Annotated in this window: 22 protein-coding genes; 8 read left to right on the top strand and 14 right to left on the bottom strand. The window is 65.7% G+C overall.

Annotation, left to right across the window (positions count from 1 at the left end; translation table 11 throughout):
• Positions 1 to 135 precede the first annotated feature (135 nt).
• From ACODS0_RS25050 to ACODS0_RS25030, 5 genes are read right to left on the bottom strand one after another with little or no spacing between them, the layout of a single operon-like run.
• Entirely contained in the window at positions 136 to 1503 is a 1368-nt protein-coding gene (locus ACODS0_RS25050; RefSeq protein WP_488837859.1) for an FAD-dependent oxidoreductase, read from the bottom strand.
• On the bottom strand, positions 1500 to 1787 hold the full coding sequence (locus ACODS0_RS25045) for a (2Fe-2S)-binding protein (protein ID WP_199731199.1): 288 nt from the start codon (positions 1785 to 1787) through the stop codon (positions 1500 to 1502). Before ACODS0_RS25045 ends, ACODS0_RS25050 begins: the two co-directional genes overlap by 4 nt.
• Complete coding sequence (locus ACODS0_RS25040) at positions 1784 to 2899, bottom strand: NAD(P)/FAD-dependent oxidoreductase (RefSeq protein WP_488837857.1); 1116 nt, start codon at positions 2897 to 2899, stop codon at positions 1784 to 1786. The genes ACODS0_RS25045 and ACODS0_RS25040 overlap by 4 nt, the downstream gene beginning before the upstream one ends.
• A gap of 28 nt (positions 2900 to 2927) precedes the next feature.
• The gene (locus tag ACODS0_RS25035) at positions 2928 to 3863 is read right to left on the bottom strand and encodes a 4-hydroxyproline epimerase (protein ID WP_488837855.1); all 936 of its coding nucleotides are present in this window, start codon (positions 3861 to 3863) and stop codon (positions 2928 to 2930) included.
• Positions 3864 to 3900: 37 nt separating this feature from the next.
• Positions 3901 to 4818 (bottom strand): dihydrodipicolinate synthase family protein, encoded by a 918-nt coding sequence (locus tag ACODS0_RS25030; RefSeq protein ID WP_010458555.1) that lies wholly within the window; start codon positions 4816 to 4818, stop codon positions 3901 to 3903.
• A 255-nt stretch (positions 4819 to 5073) separates the two neighbouring features.
• Between ACODS0_RS25030 and alaS the strand changes: the two genes are divergently transcribed.
• On the top strand, positions 5074 to 7701 hold the full coding sequence (alaS, locus tag ACODS0_RS25025) for an alanine--tRNA ligase (RefSeq protein WP_488837853.1): 2628 nt from the start codon (positions 5074 to 5076) through the stop codon (positions 7699 to 7701).
• Positions 7702 to 7801: 100 nt separating this feature from the next.
• Positions 7802 to 10795: an HD domain-containing phosphohydrolase gene (locus ACODS0_RS25020; protein ID WP_488837851.1), complete on the top strand. Its 2994-nt coding sequence runs from the start codon at positions 7802 to 7804 to the stop codon at positions 10793 to 10795.
• A gap of 52 nt (positions 10796 to 10847) precedes the next feature.
• Here ACODS0_RS25020 and ACODS0_RS25015 read toward each other — a convergent pair whose 3' ends face one another.
• The 5 genes from ACODS0_RS25015 to ACODS0_RS24995 all read right to left on the bottom strand — a co-directional run bounded on the left by ACODS0_RS25015 (position 10848) and on the right by ACODS0_RS24995 (position 15844).
• Positions 10848 to 11900 (bottom strand): GGDEF domain-containing protein, encoded by a 1053-nt coding sequence (locus ACODS0_RS25015; protein ID WP_055398103.1) that lies wholly within the window; start codon positions 11898 to 11900, stop codon positions 10848 to 10850.
• Positions 11901 to 11933: 33 nt separating this feature from the next.
• Entirely contained in the window at positions 11934 to 12695 is a 762-nt protein-coding gene (trmB, locus tag ACODS0_RS25010; RefSeq protein ID WP_487254891.1) for a tRNA (guanosine(46)-N7)-methyltransferase TrmB, read from the bottom strand.
• The gene (gene gluQRS, locus ACODS0_RS25005; protein ID WP_488837848.1) at positions 12692 to 13669 is read right to left on the bottom strand and encodes a tRNA glutamyl-Q(34) synthetase GluQRS; all 978 of its coding nucleotides are present in this window, start codon (positions 13667 to 13669) and stop codon (positions 12692 to 12694) included. The genes trmB and gluQRS overlap by 4 nt, the downstream gene beginning before the upstream one ends.
• Entirely contained in the window at positions 13666 to 14808 is a 1143-nt protein-coding gene (locus ACODS0_RS25000; protein ID WP_255669567.1) for an NAD(P)/FAD-dependent oxidoreductase, read from the bottom strand. The genes gluQRS and ACODS0_RS25000 overlap by 4 nt, the downstream gene beginning before the upstream one ends.
• A 97-nt stretch (positions 14809 to 14905) precedes the next feature.
• A complete protein-coding gene (locus tag ACODS0_RS24995) occupies positions 14906 to 15844 on the bottom strand; it encodes a LysR substrate-binding domain-containing protein (RefSeq protein ID WP_055398106.1) in 939 nt (312 codons plus the stop codon).
• A 104-nt stretch (positions 15845 to 15948) separates the two neighbouring features.
• Between ACODS0_RS24995 and ACODS0_RS24990 the strand changes: the two genes are divergently transcribed.
• The 4 genes from ACODS0_RS24990 (at position 15949) to ACODS0_RS24975 (ending at position 18771) form a co-directional block, all read left to right on the top strand.
• A complete protein-coding gene (locus tag ACODS0_RS24990; RefSeq protein ID WP_176885861.1) occupies positions 15949 to 16650 on the top strand; it encodes a pirin family protein in 702 nt (233 codons plus the stop codon).
• A 47-nt stretch (positions 16651 to 16697) separates the two neighbouring features.
• Positions 16698 to 17111 (top strand): DoxX family protein, encoded by a 414-nt coding sequence (locus ACODS0_RS24985; protein ID WP_488837845.1) that lies wholly within the window; start codon positions 16698 to 16700, stop codon positions 17109 to 17111.
• A 111-nt stretch (positions 17112 to 17222) separates the two neighbouring features.
• Positions 17223 to 17777 (top strand): flavodoxin family protein, encoded by a 555-nt coding sequence (locus ACODS0_RS24980; protein WP_055398109.1) that lies wholly within the window; start codon positions 17223 to 17225, stop codon positions 17775 to 17777.
• A gap of 109 nt (positions 17778 to 17886) precedes the next feature.
• Positions 17887 to 18771 (top strand): pirin family protein, encoded by an 885-nt coding sequence (locus ACODS0_RS24975; protein ID WP_488837843.1) that lies wholly within the window; start codon positions 17887 to 17889, stop codon positions 18769 to 18771.
• A gap of 81 nt (positions 18772 to 18852) precedes the next feature.
• On the opposite strand, the gene ACODS0_RS24970 is transcribed toward ACODS0_RS24975, so the two are convergent.
• The 4 genes from ACODS0_RS24970 to ACODS0_RS24955 all read right to left on the bottom strand — a co-directional run bounded on the left by ACODS0_RS24970 (position 18853) and on the right by ACODS0_RS24955 (position 23187).
• Complete coding sequence (locus ACODS0_RS24970; protein WP_121422718.1) at positions 18853 to 19620, bottom strand: sulfurtransferase; 768 nt, start codon at positions 19618 to 19620, stop codon at positions 18853 to 18855.
• Between the two features lie 119 nt (positions 19621 to 19739).
• The gene (locus ACODS0_RS24965; RefSeq protein ID WP_121506525.1) at positions 19740 to 20594 is read right to left on the bottom strand and encodes a MinD/ParA family protein; all 855 of its coding nucleotides are present in this window, start codon (positions 20592 to 20594) and stop codon (positions 19740 to 19742) included.
• Between the two features lie 10 nt (positions 20595 to 20604).
• Positions 20605 to 21378, bottom strand: a complete 774-nt coding sequence (locus ACODS0_RS24960) for a GGDEF domain-containing protein (RefSeq protein WP_055398112.1) — start codon at positions 21376 to 21378, stop codon at positions 20605 to 20607.
• A 117-nt stretch (positions 21379 to 21495) separates the two neighbouring features.
• On the bottom strand, positions 21496 to 23187 hold the full coding sequence (locus tag ACODS0_RS24955) for a SulP family inorganic anion transporter (RefSeq protein WP_436130176.1): 1692 nt from the start codon (positions 23185 to 23187) through the stop codon (positions 21496 to 21498).
• 142 nt (positions 23188 to 23329) lie between these two features.
• Between ACODS0_RS24955 and ACODS0_RS24950 the strand changes: the two genes are divergently transcribed.
• Entirely contained in the window at positions 23330 to 23821 is a 492-nt protein-coding gene (locus ACODS0_RS24950; RefSeq protein ID WP_055398114.1) for a BON domain-containing protein, read from the top strand.
• A gap of 86 nt (positions 23822 to 23907) precedes the next feature.
• On the top strand, positions 23908 to 25146 hold the full coding sequence (locus tag ACODS0_RS24945) for a PLP-dependent transferase (protein WP_488837840.1): 1239 nt from the start codon (positions 23908 to 23910) through the stop codon (positions 25144 to 25146).
• Positions 25147 to 25234: the final 88 nt, after the last annotated feature.

Here is a 25234-nt window from a genome sequence, read left to right as displayed (position 1 = left end):
GAGGAGGGTGCGGCGATGAAAGAAAAAGCCTTGTACTTTTTAATATCTAACAAATATATTTAAAAGCAAGATGGATGCCTGCTGGGTGCGGGTAAGCCCTGAAAGGAAGGACCGGGGAAAACGGCTGCGCGCCTGTCAGCCCGAGGGAGCTGCGGGCTCGCGCTGAGCGCTGGTGGTGGGCGCGGGCGTGCAGGCTGCCAGCGTGCCAATGCGTGTGGGCGCCAGCAGATGCCGTGGGGGCGCAGGCGTCCAGCCAAAAAGGTGCTGGGTGGCCGCGCCGCAAATGCGGCCCTGGCAGGCGCCCATGCCACAGCGGGTGTGGAGCTTGGCGTCGATCCAGCCGTCGCAATCGGCCAGTGCAGCGTAGGGCACGTCTTCGCAGCGGCACACCAGGGTGCCGGGTTGCGCCAGGGTTTTGAGTGCTTTGTTCAGTGGAAAAGAAGCGTGCAGCGCCTGCGCAAAGCCCTCCCAGCGTGCCAGTTGCGGGCGCAGCGCCTGGGCCTGTTGCACCTGTCCCGCTGCCACATGTCCTGCCATGGCGCCCTGAACCAGTGCACGTTCGCTGCCGCCAAAGCCGGTGGCTTCACCCGCGGCGAACACACCGGGCACGCTGGTGCGCATCTGTGCATCGACAGCCAGGCCCTGGCCACCGCTGAGCGGTCCGCCCAGGGTGCAGCCCAGCATCTGCCCCAGGTGGGTGTTGGGCACCAGCCCGAACCCGCAGGCCACGCGGTCGCAGGCCATGGTTTCTTCGGCGTGTTGGCCTTTGCGCAGCCTCACTGCTTGCACCTGCGTGGTGCCTTGGACTTCCAGCATATGGCTGCTGGCGCGCAACTGCGGGTGAAGCAGCGTGAGGGCTTGCAGCGCCTTGGCAGGCCAGCGCGGCAGTTGCGCTGCAAAGCCAGCGAGCGCGCTCCACGGCGCCTGCTCGGCCACGCGCACCACGGTGGCACCCGCTTTGTTGGCGGTGGCGGCAGCGGCCAGCAGCAGAGGGCCTGTGCCTGCAATGACGATGCGCTGGCCGCGCACGTCGAGCCCTGCCTTGATGAGGGCCTGCAAGGCGCCTGCACCCGTCACACCGGGCAACGTCCAGCCCGGGAAGGGCAGCAACAGCTCGCGGGCTCCGGTGCACAGCACGATGCGGTGGCTGTGCTGCGTCCAGCCCCGGTCTGCGTCTTCCAGCAGCAGGGCCGGGGCCTTGTCGCCGGGTTGGGAATCACCCAGGCCCACCACGCGGGTGCCAGGCAGCAGGCGGATGTTGGTGTGCCGGGCCAGCGCCGCGCGGTGCTGTTGCGCCAGGGCGGGCAAGACCACCTGGGGGCCATCGCGCCAGATTTGCCCACCGGGCTGCGGGTTGTCGTCCACGATGGTGATCGCTGCCCCGCTGGGCGCGGCAGCGAGGGCAGCCGCTAAACCTGCGGGGCCCGCGCCGATGATGAGGATGTCGCAGCGCTCGTGCGCCGAGTGTTGCTCGGTCATGGGTGGGGTCACGGGCTGGTTCATGGTGTGGCGCTCCCGGGTGCTGTGCCGACATCGGTGTGAATCGACATGCCCTCGGTGCAGACCGTCTGGCACGCCAGGCGGGTGCGGCCGTGGATGCGGACCCTGCATTCGTGGCACACACCCATGCCACACAGCGGCGCCCGTGGCTCGCCAGTGATGGAAGTGCGCGTGGTGCCTGGAGTTTGCTGCGCCAGCGCGGCGGCGACGCTGGTCCCTGCGGGCACCTGCAGTGGTGTGCCATTCACCACGATGTGCACCAGGGCGGGTGTTCTGGATGCGGTCATGGTGTGCTCAGGCCTGCAAAGCGTGCAGGGGCATAGGGCGTGGGGTCGATCGCCGGGGTGCCCCCTGCGATCTGGGCCGCCAGCAACTGCGCGGTGGCCGGGGCGGTGGTCACCCCCAGTCCTTCATGTCCCACGGCCAGCCACAGGTGCGGGTGTTCGGGGTGCGCGCCAATCAGCGGCAGGCTGTCAGGCGTGGCGGCGCGAAAGCCGGTCCAGGTGCGGATGGCGTTGAGGTCGGCCAGGCCTGGCAGGTAGTCGAGTGCCCGTTGCAGCATGCGCGCCATCACGGCGTTGTTGACGGCGAGGTCGGTGGTGTCGAACTCGCGCGACGAGCCGATCAGCAACTGCCCCGTGGGCCGGGGCTGCACGTTGAAGGCCACGGAGGTACCGTCGCTGTGGTGCGCGCTGGTGATGTAGCCCAGCTCCACCAGCTGGTGGTGCACGGTGCCTGGGTAGCGGTCGGTGATGACGAGGTGGCCCTTCTTGGGCCGCAACGGCAGGCCGGGGCACAGCTGCGGGGCCTGGATGCCGCCGGCCAGCACGATGGCGCCGGCGCTGCGCTGGCTTCCGTCGCGCAGGGTGACGGTGTGGCCCTCGATCTTCAGGGCTTCAGCTTGCTCCAACACAAGGTGTCCGTGGGCTGCGGCCCGGTCCAGCAGCCACTGGGCTGCGCGCGGGGCGTAGACCACGCTATCCCCCTGCACCTTGAGCGCACCCGTCAGACCGGGGCGCAGTGCGGGTTCTGCGCGGGACAGGGCGGCCGCGTCGAGCATGTCGCAGGCGATTCCGTGTGCTTGCAGGGTGCTGCGTTTGTCATGGGCCGCCTGCAGCTCTGCATCGTTGGCGGCCAGCCAGAGCGTGCCGCAGGGCGTGAACGCACAGCCCGCATCCATGTGGGGTGCCCAGGTGTGCCAGAGGTCCAGCGATGTCTGGCTCAGCGCCAGCTCGGCAGGGTTGTCATCCATCACTACCAGATGGCCCATGCCCGCCGCCGTGGCACCGCCGAGGCGCGCATCGATGACACGTACCGACAGCCCGGCCGACACCAGCGCATGGGCGCAGGCGGCGCCCACGATGCCAGCGCCAATCACAAGGACATCGGTGTGTTGCATGGGGCGCGGGTGCAGCAGCAGGGTCGGGTTAAAGCCGGATGCCCCAGCCAAAGGGGTCCTTGTCTTCAATCAGCAAAGTAGCGTCGGCGCTCATGTGCGCGCGGCCCCGCAAGGTGGGGATGACCTTGCCATCGTCCTGCAGCGTGTAGCTGGCCTCGAACTGGCTGCCGATGATGCTGGCCTGGCGCCAGAGTGCGCCCGATGCCAGCTTGCCGTCAGCCGCCAGGCAGGCCACCTTGGCGCTGGTGCCCGTGCCACAGGGCGAGCGGTCATAGGCCTTGCCGGGACAGAGCACATAGTTACGGCTGTCGGCCTGGTCGTCGTCGGCAAACAGCTCGATGTGGTCAATCTCGCCGCCGTCGTCGCCCCGAATGCCCTGGTCTTTGAGGGCTTGCTGCACGGCGCAGCTGTAGGCCATCAACGTCTCCAGGTTGTCACTGGCTACACGCTGGCCGTGGTCGGAGATCAGGAAGAACCAGTTGCCGCCCCAGGCCACATCGCCCACCACGCGGCCATAGCCGGGCACGTCCACCGCCAGCTCATGGTGCAGGCGGTAGGCCGGCACGTTGCGCACGCTGACAGAGCCATCGGTGTGCAGGGTGGTGGTGACGGTGCCCACCGGGGTTTCGATGCGGTGCTCGCCAGGGGTGATGCGGCCCAGGTAGGCGAGCGATGCGATCAGCCCGATGGTGCCATGGCCACACATGCCCAGATAGCCGCTGTTGTTGAAGAAGATCACGCCCGCTGCGTTGGCCGGGTCTTGCGGCGCGCAGAGCAGCGCCCCCACCACCACATCGCTGCCACGCGGTTCCAGCACGGTGGCGGCCCGCCAGGCATCGTGGCGCTCGGCCAGCAGCGCACGCCGTTCGGCCATGGTGCCAGTGCCCAGGTCCGGAAAACCGTCGATGACAAGCCGGGTCGGCTCGCCGCCCGTGTGGGAGTCGATCACGTGGATGCGTTGCATGGCGCTGTGGTGGTGGTGGAGTAGGGCGCTCAGTGTCTCAGGCTACAGATTGGTATTTTGTGGGGCGTGTGGCCAGGGCCTTGCGCACCACGCTCTCCACAAACGCACGTTCTTCGCCCACCAGGGGCAGGCGGGGGCGGCGCATGTGTTCGGTGCCCACACCCACCAGTGCGTCGATGAGCTTGAGGTTCTGCACGAGCTTGTTGGACACATCCAGGTGCAGCATAGGCGTCATCCACTGGTAGAGCGGCAGCGCCTCGGCAAATTTGCCCGCTTTCATCAGGTCGTACAGCGCCACGGTTTCGCGCGGGAAGGCGCAGCCCACGCCGGCCAGCAGGCCGTCGCAGCCCAGGGCCAGGCCCTCGTAGGCCAGGTCGTCCACGCCCAGGAAGAGCTGGTAGCGGTCGCCCACGGTGTTGCGCAGGTCGGTGATGCGGCGGATGTCGCCGGTGCTTTCCTTGATGGCGGCGATCCACTCGCAGTCGGCCAGCTCCACCATGTGCTCGGGTTTCAGGTCCACGCGGTAGGCCACAGGGTTGTTGTAGACCATCAGGGGGCGCTGGGCGGCGCCCGCCATGGCGCGCACATTGGCCATGGCCTCGCGGGCGTCGGCCACGTAGATCACCGAGGGCATGACCATGTAGCCGGCCACACCGAGCTTGTTGCCGCCGTCGATGTAGCGCAGGGCCTCGCGGGTGCTGGTTTCGGACACGTTGGCGAGTACGGGCACGCGGCCGTCAGCGGCTTCGAGGGCGATCTTGGCGACCTGAAGCTTTTCCTCCAGCGTGAGGGTGCTGGCTTCGCCGAGAGAGCCGCAGGTGACCAGCCCGTGGATGCCGTTGCGGATCTGGAAGTCAATGTGGCGGGCTGTGCCTTCGGCGTCGATGGACTCGTCGGCGTGGAACTTGGTGGTGATGGCGGGGAAGATGCCTTGCCAGCGGGGTTGTGGGTTCACGAGGGGCTCCTTGGATCAGTGGATGGGTTGCAGTTATTAATATATTAACAAGATATTTAAAGCGCGCAAGCGGATTTTTCCGCATCCGTTGGCGCATGGAGTGGAGGCGTCTATCCCCGCCCTGTCGCCCTTCCGCCACGGACCGCCAGACTGCAAACCTATAATGAAAGGTTGGTCCCCATAGGGGCAGCGACAGGCAGCGCGCAGGCGTGGGTCCTGCGGCCTGCCTGCTGCGTGCAACCACTCCACAACACCATGAGCACTCCCACTTTTTCTGTCGCTGACATCCGCAAGTCCTTCCTGGACTTCTTCGTCTCCAAGGGCCACACCGTGGTGCCGTCGAGCCCTCTGGTGCCTGGCAACGACCCCACGCTGATGTTCACCAACTCGGGCATGGTGCAGTTCAAGGACGTGTTCCTGGGCACCGACAAGCGCTCGTACAACCGGGCGGTGTCGGTTCAGGCCTGCCTGCGTGCGGGTGGCAAGCACAACGACCTGGAAAACGTGGGCTATACCGCGCGCCACCACACCTTCTTTGAGATGCTGGGCAACTGGTCGTTTGGCGACTACTTCAAGCGCGAATCGCTCAAGTGGGCCTGGGAGCTGCTGACCGAGGTCTACAAGTTGCCGCCAGAGCGCCTGCTGGCCACGGTCTACCAGGAAGACGACGAGGCCTACGACATCTGGACCAAGGAAATCGGCTTGCCACCCGAGCGCGTGATCCGCATCGGCGACAACAAGGGCGGCCGCTACAAGTCCGACAACTTCTGGATGATGGCCGACACCGGCCCTTGCGGCCCCTGCAGCGAAATCTTCTACGACCATGGCCCGCACATTGCGGGTGGCCCTCCCGGCAGCCCCGATGAAGACGGCGACCGCTTCATCGAGATCTGGAACAACGTGTTCATGCAGTTCAACATGGACGAGACGGGCGCCGTGACCCCGCTGCCCGCGCCCTGCGTGGACACCGGCATGGGCCTGGAGCGCCTGGCCGCCATCCTGCAGCATGTGCACAGCAACTACGAGATCGACCTGTTCGATGCGCTGATCAAGGCCGCTGGACGTGAGACCGGTGTGGCCGACCTCAACAACAAGAGCCTGCGTGTGATCGCCGACCACATCCGCGCCACCGCGTTTTTGGTGAGCGATGGCGTGATCCCCAGCAACGAAGGCCGTGGCTACGTGCAGCGCCGCATCGTGCGCCGCGCCATCCGCCACGGCTACAAGCTGGGCAAGAAGACGCCGTTCTTCCACAAGCTGGTGGCCGACCTGGTGCGCCTGATGGGCGATGCCTACCCATCCCTGCGCGAGCAGGAACAGCGCATCACCGAGGTGCTCAAGGTGGAAGAAGAGCGCTTCTTCGAGACGCTGGCCAACGGCATGGAAATCCTGGACGCTACCCTGGACGGCGGTGCCAAGGTGCTGCCCGGCGACGTGGCGTTCAAGCTGCACGACACCTACGGCTTCCCGCTCGACCTGACCAATGACGTCTGCCGCGAGCGCGACGTGGAAGTGGACGAGGCCGGCTTCAAGACCGCCATGGAAAAGCAGAAGGCCCAGGCCCGCGCGGCCGGCAAGTTCAAGATGGACAAGGCGCTGGAGTACACCGGTGCCGCCAACCAGTTCACCGGCTACGAGCACCTGGCAGAGACTGCAAAAATCGTAGCAATCTATGTAGATGGAACAAGCGCTGCGGCCCTGAAAGCCGGCCAAAACGGTGTGGTGGTGCTGGACACCACCCCGTTCTATGCCGAAAGCGGCGGTCAGGTGGGTGACGAAGGTGTCATCACCAGCGGCTCGGCACGCTTTGCGGTGGGTGACACGCTCAAGATCAAGGCCGATGTGTTTGGCCACCACGGCACGCTCGAAGAGGGCACGCTGAACGTGGGCGACACCGTGCAGGCCCAGGTCAACACCGCCGTGCGCGCTGCCACCATGCGCAACCACTCGGTCACGCACATCATGCACAAGGCCCTGCGCGAAGTGCTGGGCAGCCATGTGCAGCAAAAGGGTAGCTTGGTCAATGCCGACCGCACGCGTTTTGACTTCACGCACAACGGAGCCGTGACGGCGGCCGAGATCCGCGAGATTGAGCGCCGCGTGAACGAAGAAATCCTGGCCAACCAGCCCACGCAAGCGCGCGTGATGGACATCGAGTCGGCCCAGAAGACCGGCGCCATGATGCTGTTTGGCGAGAAGTACGGCGAAACCGTGCGCGTGCTGGACATCGGCACCAGCCGTGAACTGTGCGGCGGCACGCACGTGCAGCGCACGGGCGACATCGGCCTGTTCAAGGTGGTGGGCGAGGGCGGGGTGGCTGCTGGCATCCGCCGCATTGAGGCCGTGACCGGCGCCAACGCACTGGCGTACTTGCAGAACCTGGAAGACACCGTGAACCAGGCCGCCAGCACCCTCAAGGCGCCGGTGGCCGAGCTCAACGGCCGCATCAGCCAGGCGCTGGACAACGCCCGCGCGCTCGAAAAGGAAGTGGCTGCCTTGAAGGGTAAGCTGGCCTCCAGCCAGGGCGACGAGTTGGTGAATCAGGCCGTGGATGTGAAGGGCCTCAAGGTTCTGGCTGCCGCGCTGCCGGGTGCCGACGCCAAGACCCTGCGCGACACCATGGACAAGCTCAAGGACAAGCTCAAGACCGCTGCCATCGTGCTGGCCGCCGTGGATGGCGACAAGGTGCAGATCGCTGCAGGCGTGACGGCCGACAGCGTGGGCAAGGTCAAGGCCGGCGAGCTGGTCAACTTTGTGGCCCAGCAAGTGGGTGGCAAAGGCGGCGGCAAGCCCGACATGGCCATGGCCGGCGGCACCGATGCCTCCAAGCTGCCAGCGGCGCTGGCTTCGGTGACAGGCTGGGTCGCGCAGCAACTGGGCTGATGTACCGGTCGCCATAGCGGCACCAGCCGCTGTGGTGTGGCAGCCATTTCTGCCAAAAATAGGGTGACGGAAAACCGGCTTTCCCCCTACATTCAAGCGCATGGACCCCCTGCGCGAAAGTCCGCAAGAGCCGGTGCCCGCCCACGGCACCCGTTCCGGTTCGCCTGATTCGGGAGGGGCCGAACTGCCCTGGTGGCGGCGCATCACCGTTCCGTTCGAGGTGGTGATTGCCTCGGTGGTGGTATCTGCCATGCTGCTGCTCACGGTGCTCTTGGTCTACCAGGTAGGCACCAGCGCGCGGCAGGCCATCATCGCGGCGTCGGACGACAGTGCGCAGCACATCAGCCTGTTGATCAGCGAGCGGGTGCACCATATCGTCGACCCGGCAGATGCCACGCTGCGGCTGCTGGCGTTTGATCCCATTGCTTCGGCCACCACCCTCCAGGCGCGGCTGCGCCGCCTGCCGGTGTTTGTGCGTCTGCTGGAGCAGAACGCTTTGCTGTCGGCGGTCTTCATCGGGTATTCCGACGGGCAGTTTTTGCTCATGCGTCCGCTGCGCAACGCTGCGCTGCGGGCACGGCTTCAGGCGCCTGCGGAGGCTGCATTCCTGGTGCAGTCGATGGCGCGGGAGCGCAGCGCGGCGGGTCTGATGGGCCTGGTGGGTCGCTGGAACTATTACGACGCACAGCTGCGTCTCATCGATTCCTCCGTGCGCCCCGGCTACCGCTATGACCCCCGGTCCCGCCCATGGTATGCCGAGGCGGCTGAAAAGAACACGCAGGTCCTCACTGCCCCCTATGTGTTTTTCACCACGCAGGAGGTCGGCGTTACGCTGAGCCAGCCCAGCGAAGACGGCCGTGCTGTGATCGGTCTGGATGTCGCGCTCACCGACCTGGGCCGCGAGATCGGAGAGCTGCGGCTGATGCCGCGCACCGAGATCGCTGTGGTGGACCAGGACCAGCGCGTGCTGGCCTACCCGGACATGTCCCGCGTGCTGGTGCGTGAGGACGGCGACCAGCCCAGCCTCAAGCTGCGCACACTCGACGGCCTGGGGGTGCCCAGCCTTCAGGCCCTGCACAGTTTGGACATGAAAGAGGGGCCTTCGCGCCGCTTTGTGGCAGGTGGCGAGGAGTGGCTGGCCAAGGTCATGTCACTCAAGTCGCAGCGCTGGGAGGGGCTGCACATCCTGATGGCCATTCCCACCCGGGAGCTGCTGGCGGATGTGAACGAAAACCTGCAGCGCCAGGTTTGGCTGTCCCTGGGGCTCATCGCGCTGATGCTGCCTTTTGGGTGGCTGGCCGGGAGGCGTGTGGGGCGCAGCCTGTCGGGGCTGGCCACGCAGGCGCAGGCCTTGGCACGGTTTGATTTCCGGCGGCCGACACAACACCACATGTCGCGCGTGCGCGAGGTGCGCGCACTGGGTCAGGTGATGGACCGCATGTCCGACACCATCCAGGAGTTCCTGCACATCACGCACCACATCAGCGCCGAGTCGCGCCTGGACCTCATGCTGTCGAGCGTGCTCTACGAGCTGGTGCGCGCCACCAGCTGCACCGGCGGTGCGGTGTACCTGGTAGAGGCTCAGCGCGCGGGCCTGCTGCGCACGGCAAGGTATTGCGAAGATCCTGAGCACCAGTCGCTCTACCCGGAGCACCTGCCCATGGTGTTTTTCATCAACCCTGCCGAGCCGCAGGACGGCGACCAGCACCCTGATGACGACCAGGCCACGCCCCAGCGCGTGCTCCGCGTGCAGCTACGCACGCGCGACGGCCAACCGCTGGGCCTGCTGGTGCTGCGCTACCGTGCGGACCAGCAGCAGGACGATGTCCACTTCCGGGCGTTTGTCGAGAAACTCTCGGGCACGTTGTCGGTCGCCATCGAGACGCGCAGTTTGATCGAAGGGCAAAAGAAGCTGTTCGATGCCGTCATCCGCCTGCTGGCGGACGCGATCGACGCCAAGAGCCCTTACACCGGCGGCCACTGCGAGCGGGTGCCCCAGTTGGCGGAATCCCTGATGCAGCGCCTGTGCGAGGCCGAGGAAGGTCCATTTGCCCACGTCGCCATGACGGATGCCGAGCGCTACGAATTCCGCCTGGGCGCGTGGCTGCACGACTGTGGCAAGGTCACCAGCCCCGAGCACATCATCGACAAGGCGACCAAGCTGGAGGCGCTTTACAACCGCATCCATGAGGTGCGCATGCGCTTTGAGGTGCTGTGGCGCGACGCGGAACTGGACTACTGGAAGCAGCACGTGTCCGGCGTGGACCCGGTGCGGCTGCAGCGCGAGCTTTTGCAGCGGCGTGACCGCCTGCAGGAAGAGTTTGCCTTTGTGGCCCGCAGCAATGTGGGCGGCGAGTTCATGGCCGATGCCGACATCAAGCGGCTGGCCACCATCGGGCGCCAGGTGTGGCAGCGGCATTTTGATGACCGGCTGGGCTTGTCAGCAGCCGAATTGGGGCGGCTGGCGAATGTGCCGACGCGCCCCTTGCCCGCCAATGAGCCCCTGCTGGCAGATCGGCCTGAACACATCGTGCCCTGGGGTGCCCGCAAACCGCCGGTGGAGGTTGGCAACCCGGCCAACCTGTGGAGCTTTGACATGGTGCTGCCACCGCAACAAGCCCACCTCGGCGAGCTGCACAATCTGTCGATCCAGCGCGGCACGCTCACTGCAGAAGACCGTTTCAAGATCAACGATCACATCGTGCAGACCATCGTCATGCTCAGCGGCCTGCCGTTCCCGCCGCATCTGGCGCGCGTACCGTCGATTGCGGGCTCGCACCATGAAAAACTGGACGGTACGGGCTACCCCCGGCGCCTGAAGGCTTCAGAGCTGACGCTGGCAGACAGGGTGATGACACTGGCCGATATCTTCGAGGCCTTGACGGCGGCAGACCGGCCCTACAAGCCGCCCAAGACTTTGTCGGAATCGCTCAGGATCATGGGCCACATGGTGCGCGAACGCCATATCGATGCCGAGGTGTTCCGCTTCTTCCTGCGCAGCGGGGTCTGGCGTGAGTATGCGGAGCAGTTCTTGCCTGCTGCGCAGCGGGACGCAGTGGATGTGGAGGCGATCCTGGAGTCATTGAGCCAATGAGCCAATGCGCTGAAGGCGGGCATTGGTGCCCTTTCGCTCCGCCTGGGTAGCTTCAGAACAGCTCGACGTCGTCGTTGGCCACCTTGGCGGCCAGCTGGCCGCTGGCCACCAGGTCGTCATAAAAGCAGACCTGGTTGCGTCCGTGCTCTTTGGCGTAATACAGCGCCTGGTCGGCCTGCCCCAGTATCTCCACGGGCGAACCCTGCATGGTGCTCACAAAACCCAGGCTCACCGTGACCTGGCCCACCTGCGGGAAGTTGTATTCCTGCACCGCAAGCCGGAAGCGGTTGAACACCTTGTGGGCGGTGCTCAGCGTGGTGGAGCGCAGCAGCACCACGAATTCTTCGCCGCCAAAGCGGAAGATGCGGTCGTGGCTGCGAAACGAGCTGCGCAGGATGTTGGCAATCAGGATCAGCACTTCGTCGCCATACAGGTGGCCAAAGCGGTCGTTGACCTGCTTGAAGTGATCGATATCCACCACCGCCAGCCATTGCTGCACGGGCTCGCCGGGCTGTGAGCCTTCTTCGGGGGGAAGAGATTCGGTAACAGTGCCCGGGCGGCCACTGGAAAGGCCATTGAGCGCATGGCGCGAGAACTGCTCATCGAAGGTCTTGCGGTTGAACAGGCCGGTGAGGGCGTCGCGTTCGCTGTAGTCCAGCAGGCTCTGGTAGTTCTGGTAGACCTGGAACACGCCCTTGAGCACTTCCAGCTTGTGCGCCGAGAACGCGCGCGACTGCGTGATCTCCAGACAGGTGGTGACCTTGTCATGCATCCACACCGGCAGCCAGAGCACATGGCGCCCCCTGCGGGGCGATGCGAGGGCGCTGTCCCCCTGGCTGGCTACGCAATCGCGAAGTGCGGGGTATTTTTCCAGCGTTTCGCGGCGAGGGTCTGCGGCGGCTTCGGAATCGGTCGAGACGAGCTGTCCGTCCTCAACCCAGGAACGGGGGCGTACATGGGCCACGCCGTCAACGGTGAAAAGCTCCAGCGCGCGCACTTCAACGATGCCACTGAGCGTTTGCAGCGTGGACAGCACCGACACCTCCAACCGCAAGTGGTCGCGGTGGCCAGTCATTTCCACCAGGTTCTGGAGAATGGGCTTCATTGGGATGTACGGTGGAGCACTAGGCACAGCTTGTCAATGTCGTCGCACGAACACAACATCCCACACGCCATGCCCCAGCCGCAGGCCCCGGTTCTCGAACTTGGTCAGGGGCCGGTAGTCGGGCTGCGGGGCAAAGTCCGTGGCGGTGTTCTGCAACAGGGGTTCGGCGCCCAGCACCTGCAGCATCTGCTCGGCATAGGGCTGCCAGTCGGTCGCGCAGTGCAGGTAGCCACCGGGCTTGAGGCGGGCCGCCAGCTTGGCCACCAGCGGGCCCTGAATCAGGCGGCGCTTGTTGTGTTTGGTCTTGTGCCAGGGGTCGGGAAAGAAGATGTGCACACCGTCCAGGCTGCCCTCGGGCAGCATGTGGTCGATGACCTCCACGGCGTCGTGCTGCAGGATGCGGATGTTGGTCAGCTCCTGTTCGCCAATGCGCTTGAGCAGTGCGCCCACCCCCGGCTCGTGCACCTCGCAGCACAGGAAGTTGTCATCGGGGCGCACGCGGGCGATGTGGGCCGTGGCCTCGCCCATGCCAAAGCCAATTTCGAGAATCAGCGGTGCCGTGCGGCCAAAGGCCGAAGCGGCGTCGAGCGGCGCCGGGGCATACGGCAGGACAAAGCGGGGGCCGAAGTCTTCAAAGGCCTTGGCCTGGCCCGTGGTGGTGCGGCCAGCACGGCGCACAAAGCTTTTGATGGTCTTGGGGTGGGTCACGCCAGCGGGAACCCCGCCAGATGTCGTCGCGGGGGCTGCAGCGGGCGCAGCGTTGGGGGCGGAAGCGGTAGGGGTCAGTTCGGTCACGGTGCGCCATTGTAGTTTCGTCGCCACGCGGCGACCCACAGGGTCAGTGCGTCAGAGATGCCAGGGCTGTGCGGGGCAGGCAGCGGTGGCAGGCCCAGCACCCGCGCGGCATCGTCAAGAGCCTGAAACGGGTGGGACAGGTCCAGCGCGCGGGCGCCGTTCTGCTTGGAGAGTTTTTCGCCGTTGTCGCCACACACCAGCGGGGTGTGCAGGTAGCGGGGCGTGGGCACGCCCAGGGCCTGCTGCAGCAGGATCTGGCGCGGGGTGTTGTCGGCCAGGTCTTCGCCGCGCACCACATCGGTGACGCCCTGGTCGGCGTCGTCCACCACCACGGCGAGCTGGTAGGCCCAGAGCCCGTCGGCCCGGCGCAGGATGAAATCACCCACCGCTTGTTCCACGTCCTGCTGCTGCAGACCCAGGCGGCGGTCCTCCCACTGCAGGAGATGATTTGCTATGATTTTTGCATCTACTGGCGCTTTGCCGTCAAGCGCCAGGGCCTGTTTTTGCTTGAAATCTGTGACATTGAACCGCCATGCGCGCCCGGCGCGGCCCTGCAGCCCGTGGCGGCAGGTGCCTGGGTAAGGCAGCGCGGCATGGCGCTCACGCGTGTGGCCCTGGGCGGCATGGGCGTCTTCGATGTCCTTGCGCGAGCAGGCGCAGGGGTAGGCGTGGCCTTGGGCTACCAATTGGTCCAACGCCCGCTGGTAGAGCGGGCTGCGGGTGGACTGCCATTGGGGGGGAGCGTCGGGCACCATGCCGCAGCTGGCCAGCTGTTGCAGGATGAGCCGATCCGCCCCCGGCACGCAGCGGGGTGTGTCCACATCTTCAATGCGAACAAGCCACTGGCCCCGGTGCGCCCGCGCGTCCAGCCAGCTGGCGAGGGCCGCTACCAGGGAGCCCGCATGCAACGGCCCCGTGGGCGAAGGGGCAAACCGGCCCACGTAGCGCCGTGCAGCGCCCACCTCGGCCGTCATGCCACGGCAAGTGCCAGTTCCAGTCCCGACACGAAGGCGTCTTCAACCCGGTGCCCCAGGCACCAGTCACCGCATGCACCCAGGCCCATGGATTTGTCCCACAGGTGGCTCTTGCCCAGCGGGTGGGTGGTCTGGGCATAGCGCCAGCGGCGTGTGTCCGCATGGGCGGGGGCGGCACGAATGCCCGTGACTTCGGCAAAGGCCTTGATGAGCTTGGCCTGCACGCGGGCTTCGTCGTCTTCGAGGTGTTCGGCAGACCAGGCGGGGCTGGCCTGCACCGTCCAGCGTTCGACCACATTGCGGCCGGGCTTGGACGACTCGCGCGCCAGCCAGGCGATGCGGTGGTGTGTGCTGCGTGCCGCATTCCACTGCGGGCCCAGCGTGGTCAGGCCGGGGCGCACGGCCTGCGGGTAGGCGAGCATCAGTGTCCAGCAGGGGGCAATGGCCACCTTGGACAGGGCGTCGGTCAGCGGGGTGTCCACCGCCGAGCTGGCCAGCAGGGCCTGGGCGGGCACCGAAGGCTGGGCCAGCAGCACAGCGTCGAAACCGGCATAGACGTGCTGGCTGCCCGCAGGCCCTTCGGTGCGCAGTTGCCAGCCAGGGGCGTTCAACGAATCGGGCTCAATGGAGGTGACGCGGGTGTGGGTGATGAGCTGGCCGGCCTTGAGCAGCGGCTCGGCCCAGGCGCCCACCAGGGACTGCATGCCTGGGCTGGCCACCCAGTGTGCTTCGCGGTGGGGCAGGCCCGCAGCGGCCACACGGCCTGCGGCGTCCAGCACCTGCACGGAATTGGCGCTCCAGCGCTTGCAGATGCCGGGCACGGTGTCGATGGCGCGGGCAAAACGCGGGTCGCGCACGGTGAAGTACTGGGCACCGGCATCAAAGTTGCCAAAAGGGGTGTCGATGGTGGCAGTGCGGCCGCCCGCCTGGGAGGATTTCTCGAACACCGTCACGCGGTGCCCGGCCTGCACCAGGGTGCGTGCACAGGCAATACCAGCCATGCCAGCGCCGATGATGGCGAAGTGGCGCTGGGGTTTGCCAGAGAACGTGGTGGGGGCTGCGGGGGCTGCAACGGGGGGGGTTGCCAGTGCAGTGTTGCGTCGGAGCCGTTTGGCGGGAAGAGGATCGGGTTTGCTCATGGGAGGCCTTTCGGTGACGGTCGGCAAGCGAGATGCAATACAAAACCAACAGGAACCACTCTACACGCGGTATCACCCTGTCGGGACTTGATCGGGATCAGAAATGATGGTGGTTTTCCAGCAGAGCGCGGCGTGTGGTGGGGCTTTGCAGCTGGTTCAGCCACCATTGCAGCGCGCGGCCTGGTGCGGTGAAGCCCGGGCCGCCCCAGGCGTAGTGCACACGCACGTTGCGTTCCGGGCGGGCCACGCGGCGCTCGACCAGGCGGCCGGCCTCCAGGTAGGGGCGCACCATGGGCTCGGGCAGAAAACCGCCGCCCAGGCCACGCAGCTGCACGCGCACCTTGGCCTGCATGGTGTCCACCGTCAGCACGTCCTGCCCACCGAGCAGGCCCATGGTGGCGCCGCCACGTGTGGCCGAATCAGCCACGGCCACGGCCCGGTGTTCCAGCAAGGTGGCGTCTGAGATCGGTTCGGCAGCCGCCGCAAGCGGGTGGTGGGGCGCTACTACGTAGATGAACAATACATCGCCCAGCGTGCCCTGCTGCAGGCCCGCCACGTTGTTGCCCGCCACGGATACGCCGATGGCCAGGTCGGCCCGGCCGGAGGTCAGCGCCTCCAGCGTGCCGGTCATGATGCCGTCGCGCAGCTTCAGCCGCGTCGGAGGCTTCATGGCGTAAAACGCATCCACCAGCTCCAGCATGGTGTGGGGCGAAATGATGCCGTCGATGGACAGCGTGAGCTGCGGCTCCCAGCCTGTGGCCACGCGGCGCACGCGGTGGGCCACGGCGTCAATGTCCTGCAACAGGCGCGCGCCTTCGCGCAACAGCTCCACTCCGGCCTCCGTGGGGCGAGCCTGGCGTGCGCTGCGGTCGAACAACAGCACATCCAGTGCGTCTTCAATCTGCCGCACGCGGTAGGTGAGGGCGCTGGGCACCAGGCCCAATTGCCGGGCGGCGGCAGCAAAGCTGCCCGCCTCGGCAATCACCTGCAGCATGGTCAGCGCATCGGGGGTCAGGACATCGCGTGCGTTTTGCATGGTGGTGCCATGTTAATTCAGATTATTTGAACATTGCCATCAATTCATCTGCCCCTGCAGGGCGCACTGCAGTCCTACAGTCGAGTCTTGAAAGGAGCACTCACATGCTGACTGTTCGTAAATCGCAAGACCGGGGCCACGCCGACCATGGCTGGCTCAATTCCTTCCACAGCTTCTCGTTTGCTGGGTACTACGACCCTGCCCACATGGGCTTTGGCAACCTGCGGGTCATCAACGAAGACCGCATCGCACCGGGCACGGGGTTTGGCACCCATGGCCACCGCGACATGGAAATCATCAGCTATGTGCTGTCGGGTGAACTGGCCCACAAGGACAGCATGGGCAACGTCAAGGGCATTCCGCCCGGCGACGTGCAGCGCATGAGTGCAGGCACCGGTGTGCAGCACAGCGAGTTCAATCACGCAGCGGGCCAGACCACGCACTTCCTGCAGATCTGGATCGAGCCCAATGTGCGCGGCATCCCGCCGAGCTACGAGCAAAAGACTTTTGCCGAGGCTGAAAAGCGCGGCGCCCTGCGCTTGGTGGCATCGCCCGACGGCGCCCAGGGCTCGGTCAAGATCCATGCCGATGCGGCCCTTTACGCAGGCTTGCTGGATGGCGCTGAATCCGCCACGCTGGCGCTGAACCCCGCCCGCAAGACCTATGTGCACCTGGTGCGCGGTGCACTCAGCGCCAATGGGCAAGCCCTGTCGGGCGGCGATGCGCTGCTGATGGAAAAGGAAACCACCTTGTCGTTGACCGATGGCCACGACGCCGAGGTGCTGGTGTTTGATCTGGCCGCCTGACAGTCGACGTTCATTTTTCAACCCACTTTCACCCGGAGTTCTTCACCATGTTCACATCCCTGCAAAACCCCCTGGCTCTCGCATCGCGCCTGTTGCTGGCCGCCCTGTTTCTGCCTGCGGGCATCAGCAAAATCACCGGCTTTGCTGGCACTGTCGGTTACATCACGTCGGTAGGCCTGCCCATGCCCACCGTGGCCGCCGCCGTGGCCGCTGCGGTCGAGGTGCTGGGCAGCCTGGCGCTGATCTTCGGCTTTGGCACGCGTCTGGCAGCGCTCGCGCTGGCATTCTTCACGCTGGTGGCCAGCTTCTTCTTTCATGCGTTCTGGGACCTGCCCGCTGACAAGCAAATGATGCAGCAGCTCATGTTCTTCAAGAACGTGGGCGTGACCGGCGGCCTGCTGGCACTGGCAGCGTTTGGCGCAGGCGGCTGGAGCCTGGATGCGCGCCAGTCGGGCCGCTGAGCGATCCCCTCAAAAGGCCTGCTGACCGCAGGGCTGTGGTTTCCAGCATTCAATCCGTCCTTCCGCCGTTCTCGCTTTCCTTGTCCCCCTCGTTTCAACAGGAGTTTTCTCATGGCACACATCGCAGTTGTTTACCACTCGGGTTACGGTCACACACAGCGCCTGGCGCAGGCCGTGGCAGAGGGCGCTGGCGCCCAGTTGATCGCCATCGATGCCGAGGGCAATCTGCCCGAAGGCGGCTGGGAAACGCTGGCCGCTGCCAGCGCCATCATCTTTGGCTCGCCCACTTACATGGCCGGCCCCAGCTGGCAGTTCAAGAAGTTTGCCGACGCCTCGTCCAAGCCCTGGTTCAGCCAGGCCTGGAAGGACAAGCTGTTCGCAGGCTTTACCAACAGCGCCAGCACCAATGGCGACAAGCAGATCACGCTGGACTACATGTTCCACCTGGCCATGCAGCACGGCGGCCTGTGGGTGGGCAACGGCATGATGCCCGCCAACTCCAAGGCCGCCACGCGCAACGATGTGAACTGGATCGGCTCGTTCAGTGGCGCCATGGCGCAGTCGCCATCGGACGCCTCGGCCGCCGAGATGTTCCCTGGCGACCTGGAAACCGGCAAGCAGTTTGGCCAGCGTGTGGCAGAGATGGCTGCCAAGCTGGGCAGCTGAACCGCTGAAGCTGGTAGGCTGGCGGCGTTGTTGTCCAGCCCTCAAGGAGCCACCCGATGAATCACCTTTTTGAACTTGTCTCTGTCGTCGATGCGATGGGGGTGCTGTCATGAACGCTCCTCTGCGTGTGTCGGGCCAAGCCAAGGACCTGGGTGGTGGCTTCACGGTACGGCGCCTGCTGCCCGCCGTGCAGCGCCAGGCGGTGGGACCCTTCCTGTTTTTTGACCACTTCGGGCCGGTGACGGTGGAGCCCGATGCGGGCCACGATGTGCGGCCTCACCCCCACATCGGCCTGGCCACCGTGACCTACCTGTTCTCTGGCGCCATCATGCACCGCGACAGCCTGGGCTATGTGCAACAGATTGAGCCCGGTGCCATCAACTGGATGACGGCGGGGCGAGGCATCGTGCATTCCGAGCGCCGCCCGGAGAGTCTCGCAAACCAGGCCTACGTGAACCATGGCATTCAGCTGTGGGCAGCTTTGCCGGTGGCCCATGAAGAAACAGAGCCTTCGTTTGTGCACACGCCTGCCGCTGCCATTCCGCAAGTGCAGGTGGGAGATGCCACCGTGCGGGTGCTGATTGGGGAAGCCTTTGGGCAGACCTCTCCTGTTGCCACCTATTCGCGCACGCTGTACCTGGATGTCCAGTTGCCCGCCGGTGCCACGTTGGAGATTCCGGCGCTGGTGCCCGAGATGGCGGTCTATACCGTGGATGCTCCGGTCCAGCTCAACGGGGACACCGTGGCTGCGCAGCTTCTGGCAGTGGCGGAGCCCGGGCAGGCCACACACCTTGCTGCAGGTGATACCCCGGTGCGGTTGATGGTGATCGGTGGTGACGCGCTGGATGCGCCGCGCCACATGTGGTGGAACTTTGTCTCCAGTCGCAAGGACCGCATCGTGCGGGCTGCCGCTGACTGGGATGCCCAGGCCATGGGGCAGGTGCCGGGGGAGGTGGAGTGGATTCCGCTGCCAGAGCGCCGCTTCAAGGCCTGACTTGGCCAAATTGTTGGCTTTGAATGCCTGAAATTTCAAGCAAAATTGGCATCTAGCGCTTGATGGATGAGCGCTATAAGCTCACTTATTGATAGCGTTTTCGCTGTCGGTGGGTAAGGGGTCGGTAGACAGGTCTGCCGCCAGCACCCTGCGTTCATCGAACACAAAACAGCCGCCGTGGTAGTGCGCGCCATCGGTCAGTTCAAAGTATTTGAGGATGCCGCCTTCGAGCTGGTAGACATGCGAGAGGCCTTCTTCGCGCATCAGGATCGCGGCCTTCTCGCACCGGATGCCTCCGGTGCAGAAGCTCACCACGGTCTTGTCCTGCAGCTCGGTCTTGTGCGCGCGCAGGGCTGGCGGGAATTCGGTGAACTTGTCGATGCGCCAGTCGATGGCGTTGTCGAAGGTGCCAGCGTCCACCTCGAAGGCGTTGCGGGTATCCAGTGTGACCACTTCGCGCCCCTCATCGTCATGGCCCTGCGCCAGCCAGCGTCGCAGGGTGGCCGGGTCCACCGAGGGCGCGCGGCCCTGGGCGGGGCGGATGGTGGGGTGGTCCATGCGGATGATCTCGCGCTTGACCTTGACCAGCATCTTGCGAAACGGCACCGTGGCCGACCAGCTTTCCTTGGGCTCCAGATCGGCAAAACGGGCATCGGTGCGCAGCGCATCGACAAACCCGCGCACGGCCTCGGCCGCGCCCGCCAGAAAGAAGTTGATGCCTTCCTCGGCCAGAAGGATGGTGCCCTTGAGTCCCGCCGCCGTGGCGCGCGCATGCAGCAGCTCGCGAAGGGCCGCCGCATCGGGCAAAGGCACGAACTTGTAGCAGGAGATGTTCAGGACGGTGTCGATGGGGTTCACGGCAAATCAAATGAGCGCAGCGAGGGGCGCGCTTGCACTTCGGTCAAGGCAACTCGCTGAGGCTAGCGGGGGCACCGCGCTGCTGCCGGGCTGTGGCGCCTGCGGGCGTCTCAGGCGGCCGGGGTCAGCAGCGTGGTTTCGATCTTGTTGGCCAACTGGGCAATCGCCAGGGCCGCAGGGCAGCCCGGGGTTTGCAGCAGCAGCAACTGGCGGCGCATGACGGCGTCGCGTACCGAGGGATCGGCCGGGATGTCGCCCATGTGGATCAAGCGCATCGGGCGACCGGATTCAGTGGTGACAAAGCGGTCCAGCACCTGCTGCAGCTGGCTGGTGATGGCGCGGCCATCGCCTGGGCGCGCGGCCTGGTTGATGACCATGCGCACATGCTGGCGCTTTTGCTGCATGGCCAGCACCTTGATGGCGGCGTAGGCGTCGGTCAGCGAGGTGGGTTCGGGCGTGGCCACGATGAGCACCTCGGATGCCAGCGAAATGGAAAACAGCACCACGTCGGAAATGCCGGCGCCGGTGTCCAGCAGCACCACGTCGTACTGGGGCGTGAGCGCCTGGATCACGCTCAGGAATTGATTGCGCACCTCGGGCGTGAGGCGCGAATACTCGACCATGCCCGAGCCTGCCAGCAGCACGTTGAAGCCACCCGGGGCCTGGATCACGGCCTCTTCGAGCGTGGCCTTGCCGGTAAAGACGTCGTGCAGGGTGATCTTGGGGTGCAGGTTCAGCACCACGTCCAGGTTGGCCAGGCCCAGGTCGGCGTCGAGCACCAGCACGCGCTGGCCACGGCGGGTGAGGGCCGCAGCCAGGTTGGCCGACACAAAGGTCTTGCCAACCCCGCCTTTGCCGCTGGTGATGGCAATGATGCGGGCACCCGTTGCAGAGTGCGAGGGTGAGGCGGCGCCAGCAGGAGCCGCTGGCGATGTGGGTGGGGGAGGGGACAGCGCGTCGCTCATCTTCTAACTTTCAGTAGGCGCTGCCTGTTGGGTTGGGGTCCACCGGAGGCAGGTCGCCCCAACCCGAGGGGGTGTAGAGCGGGCCAAACAACAGGCTTTTCTCTTCGGCACTGACAGTGCTGTCGGGTTGCTCCTCAATGCTGACGCGGTTGCGGCCTGCCGCCTTGGCCTGGTAGAGCTGGTGGTCGGCACGGTCGGTCCACAGCAAGGTGGTGGAGCGGATCCACTGCAGGGCAAAGGCGCCGCCAATGCTCACCGTGACGTGGAGTTCCACCGAGCCCGAGACCTTGATGGGCGTGTTGGCAACGGCACGCCGGATACGTTCGGCCACCACGCTGCCAAAGCCGGCCTGGCATGCGGGGAGCACCACGGCGAATTCCTCGCCACCGTAGCGCGCCAGCGTGTCCATGGGGCGCACGCAGGCGCTGAGCGTGCGCGCCACCGACTGCAGCACGATGTCGCCAGCCAGATGGCCATGCGTGTCGTTGACTTTCTTGAAATGGTCAATGTCGAGCATCAGCAGCAATGCTGCCTCTCCCGAGCGGGTGACGCGATCGATTTCGCGTTCCAGCACGGCGCGGAAGTGCCGGCGGTTGGCCAGACCGGTGAGCGGGTCTTTGAGGGAGAGTTCACACAGTCCGTCGATCAGGCCCTGCAGGTAGCGCGAGGGCACCTCGCGGTGCAACGCTGCTTCGCTGCCGCCAGCCTGAGCCACCAGCGCGTGGGCAGTATCCAGGCGAAGGTCGCGCAGATCTACCAGATGAGAGGCCGCAGAGTCAGACACAAATGGAGCAAAAAGAGTTTGTGCAGTGTACCAGTGCGCCAGCGGGAAGGGCCCCCGCCCCAGGTCTAGGTGAAACCCGCAGCGGTACTGGGAAAAGGGGGGTGAAAGGCTCCAGCATCACACCCGTTCCACCGGCTGCGGAAGCTGCTGCAACGCTACCAGTGCTTCGGCGTCGGTGCGGTACATCGCGAGGCCCGTTCCGGGCTCCAGCAAACCGGCTTGGCGCAGAACCTGCTCTACGGGAAGCTTGAGGCCGCTGAGGTGCAATGTGCCCCCCCGTGATTGCAGCAGGGCCAGCAGCTGCGCGAAGGTCTCTACGCCCGTCACGTCGATCCGGTTGATGGGCTGGGCCATCAGGCACAGGTGCACTACATCGGGATGGGTAGCCAGATGCTCGGTAACGCGCCGCTCCAGGGCGCTGGCCGAGGCAAAGTCCAGCTCGGCATCCATGCGCAGCGCCAGCAGCCGGGGAGCCAGAGCGGGCAGGTGCCACAGGTGCCGGTCGCGCAGGCTGCCGTCCGGGTGCAGGCCCACTTCAATGATGCGGGGGTGCAGCCGCTGGTACAGAAAGTGGCTCAGGTTCATCAGCAAGCCCACCAGCACGCCCCAGTACATGCGCGGGGCCGTGGCCAGTGTCAGTGCGAAGGTGATGCCGCCGATCACGGCCTCGACCCTTGACACCCGCCACAGGCGCAGCAGCATGCCGGGCTTGATGAGGCTGGTCACGGCGGTTACCACCACGGCAGCCAGCACCGACTGCGGCACGTGGTAAAGCGCCGGAGTGAGCCACAGCAGCACCACGAGTACCAGGGCAATGGCAAACAGCGTGGCCCAGCCGCTTTTGGCGCCCGCATAGAGGTTGATGGCCGAGCGCGAGAACGAGGCACTGGTCGCAAAGCTGCCAAACAGTCCGCTGCTGATTTTGGCCAGGCCCTGGCCAATGAGGTCCTGGTTCTCATTCCAGCGCTCACCGGACCGCTGGCTTTCTACCTTGGCGCTGGACGCCGTCTCCAGAAAACTCACCAGCGTGACGACCAGCACCGGCATCACCAGCGCAGAAAAGCTGGACCATGGCAGCGCACCGGGCCAGTACGGAGCCGGCAGGCCCGAGGGCAACGCGCCCACCACGGCTCCGCCAGCGTCGGCATAGTGCAGGGCCCAGCTCAGGGCGCCGGCCGCGCCCACCACCACAATGGCTGCAGGAAAATTCGGCCGCCAGCGGCGGGCCAGTATCAGCAGCGCCAGACTGCCCAGGCCAAACGCCGCCGCCGTGAGGTCAAACAGCCCGGTCGAAGGCGTTGACAGCAGGGCACCCCAGTCTGACCGCAACCCGGTGAGTGCGGCCAGCTGCGAGCCCAAAATCAGTAGCGCCGCTGCCTGGGTAAACCCGCTCAATACGGGGGACGTCACAAGATTGAGCAGCCAGCCAAACCGCGCCATCCCCATGACCAGCTGCAGCAGGCCCGACAGCAAAGCGATCCACGCTGCCATGGCCACCCATTGCGCGCTGCCCGGCTCGGCCAAGCCTGTGAGTGACGCGCCGATCAGCAGGCTGGTAAGCGCTGTCGGCCCCACGCCGAGCCGCGTCGATGCGCTGAACAACACCGCCACCAGTGCAGGAATCAGCGAGGCATAGATACCCGTCACCAGCGGCATGCCGGCCAGCGCTGCATAGGCGACCCCCTGCGGCACCAGCATCAGGCCCACCGTCATGCCCGCCCAGAACTCTCCTTTGATCAGGGCGCGGTCTGGCCGGGGCCAGGACAAAAAGGGGAACCAACGGGTGAGTGACGCAGCGGAAAAAGCCATGGGTACATTGTCGCGCCTCGGCATCGGGCCAGCTTTGCGCAATTTGCGGCATCGTCCTACAGGTGCCTAGGCTGCATCCGACCTAGTGCGCACCTGCCTGCGTTTACAGTCTCGCCATGTTTCAACCGCAAGGAGTTTCCGCATGAACAATCTGAAGATTTCCCAGCGTCCTGCACACCGTATTGCAACCATCCTGGCCGTGAGCGCCCTGGCCTTGGGCCTGTCTGCCTGCGGCAAGAAGGAAGAGCCGACTGTGGGCCAGCGCCTGGATTCCGCCGTCGAAAAGACCGAGCAGGCCGCTGCCGAAGCCCGCGCCAAGGCCGAAAGCGCCATGGAGAACGCTCAGACGAAGGTGGAGCAGGGTGCTGCGAATGCAGAATCTTCGGCCAAGGATGCCGCCAATAAGGGCATGGTTTTTCTGAGTGACGCAGAAATCACCGCACAGATCAGCGCCAGCCTTGCCAAGGACCCCGACCTGAGCGCAGTGAAGATTGATGTCGATACAGCCAATGGCCGTGTGACGCTGAAAGGCCCCGCACCCTCCGCCGTGGCCCGTGAGCGCGCCGAAGGCATTGCCAAGGCCGTGAATGGCGTTAGTTCTGTGAACAATCAGCTGGTGGTCAGCGCGAGCTAAGCGCGCGGGCTGGCATCAGCCCCGGCGCCGCAAACAGCGCTTCACACCACGCGCCGCCCGGGTTCACGCCCTGGCGGCGCGCTACCATGGTCGGCATGAAAGAGCACGACACCGACCTCGCCACCCGCATCGTCCACCACGACTACGTTCCTCCTGCTGGTTTCGTAGCGCCCCAGCCGGGGGTCTACAAGGCCTCCACCGTCATCTTTCCCAACGTCGCAGCCATGCGCTCGCGCGAATGGAAGGACAAAAGCGGCTACACCTATGGGCTGCACGGCACGCCCACCACCTTCATCCTGGAAGAGCGCCTGTGTGCGCTGGAGGGTGGCCTGCAGTGCGTGCTGGTTCCCAGCGGCCTTGCCGCCATTGCCAACGTGGCCTTGGCCCTGCTTCAGCCCGGCGACGAAGTGCTGATCCCGGACAACGCCTACGGCCCTGGCAAAGACCTTGCCAATGGTGAACTGGCGCGTTTTGGCATCACCCATGGGTTTTACGATCCGCTCGACCCAGCCGATCTGGCCGCCCGCATCACCCCTGCAACCCGGCTGGTGTGGCTGGAGGCTCCGGGCTCGGTCAGCATGGAGTTTCCCGACCTGTGCGAGCAGGTGCGCATCTGCCGCGCACACGGCGTGACCACGGCGCTGGACAACACCTGGGGCGCGGGTCTCGCGTTTGCGCCGTTTGACCTCCCAGGTGATGGCAGCCTGGGAGTGGACATTTCGGCCCACGCGCTCACCAAGTACCCCAGTGGCGGTGGCGATGTGCTGATGGGCAGCGTCATGACGCGAGACCCGGGCCTGCACATGAAGATCAAGCTAACGCACATGCGGCTGGGCTTGGGGGTGGGGGCCAACGACGCAGAGGCTGTGCTGCGCGCACTGCCCAGCATCGGCCTGCGCTACCGCGCCCATGACGAAGCGGCCCGCACTCTGGCGCGATGGCTGCAGCAACAGCCCGCCATCGCGCAGGTTTTGCACCCCGCGCTGGAAGGCGCGCCCGGCCACGCACACTGGAAGGCACTGTGTGGCGCCGGGCAGGGCGGGGCGGGGCTGGCAGCGGGCCTGTTCAGCGTGATGATTGATGCCCGCTACACCCAGAAGCAGGTGGATGCGTTCTGCGACGGCCTGCGGCTGTTCAAGCTGGGCTACAGCTGGGGCGGCCCCATGAGCCTGGTGGTGCCCTACAACATCGCCAGCATGCGCAGCCGCCCGCCCGCACACTTGAAGCCGGGCACGCTGGTGCGGTTTTCGATCGGGCTGGAGGCGGTGGAAGACCTGCGGCGCGATCTGCAGCAGGCCCTGGAGCACGCCTTCCCGGCAGGCTGAGGCCTGTCTTTTTTGCGCGGGGTGGTAGTTTCCTCAGTGGCGCACCGCCGAGGGCTGGCTTAGTGTGAGTGTTCGCGGGTGTCCCGCT

The sequence above is a fragment of the Acidovorax sp. FG60 genome, from assembly GCF_057808995.1.
This window is presented reverse-complemented; position numbering and strand designations above follow the sequence as displayed.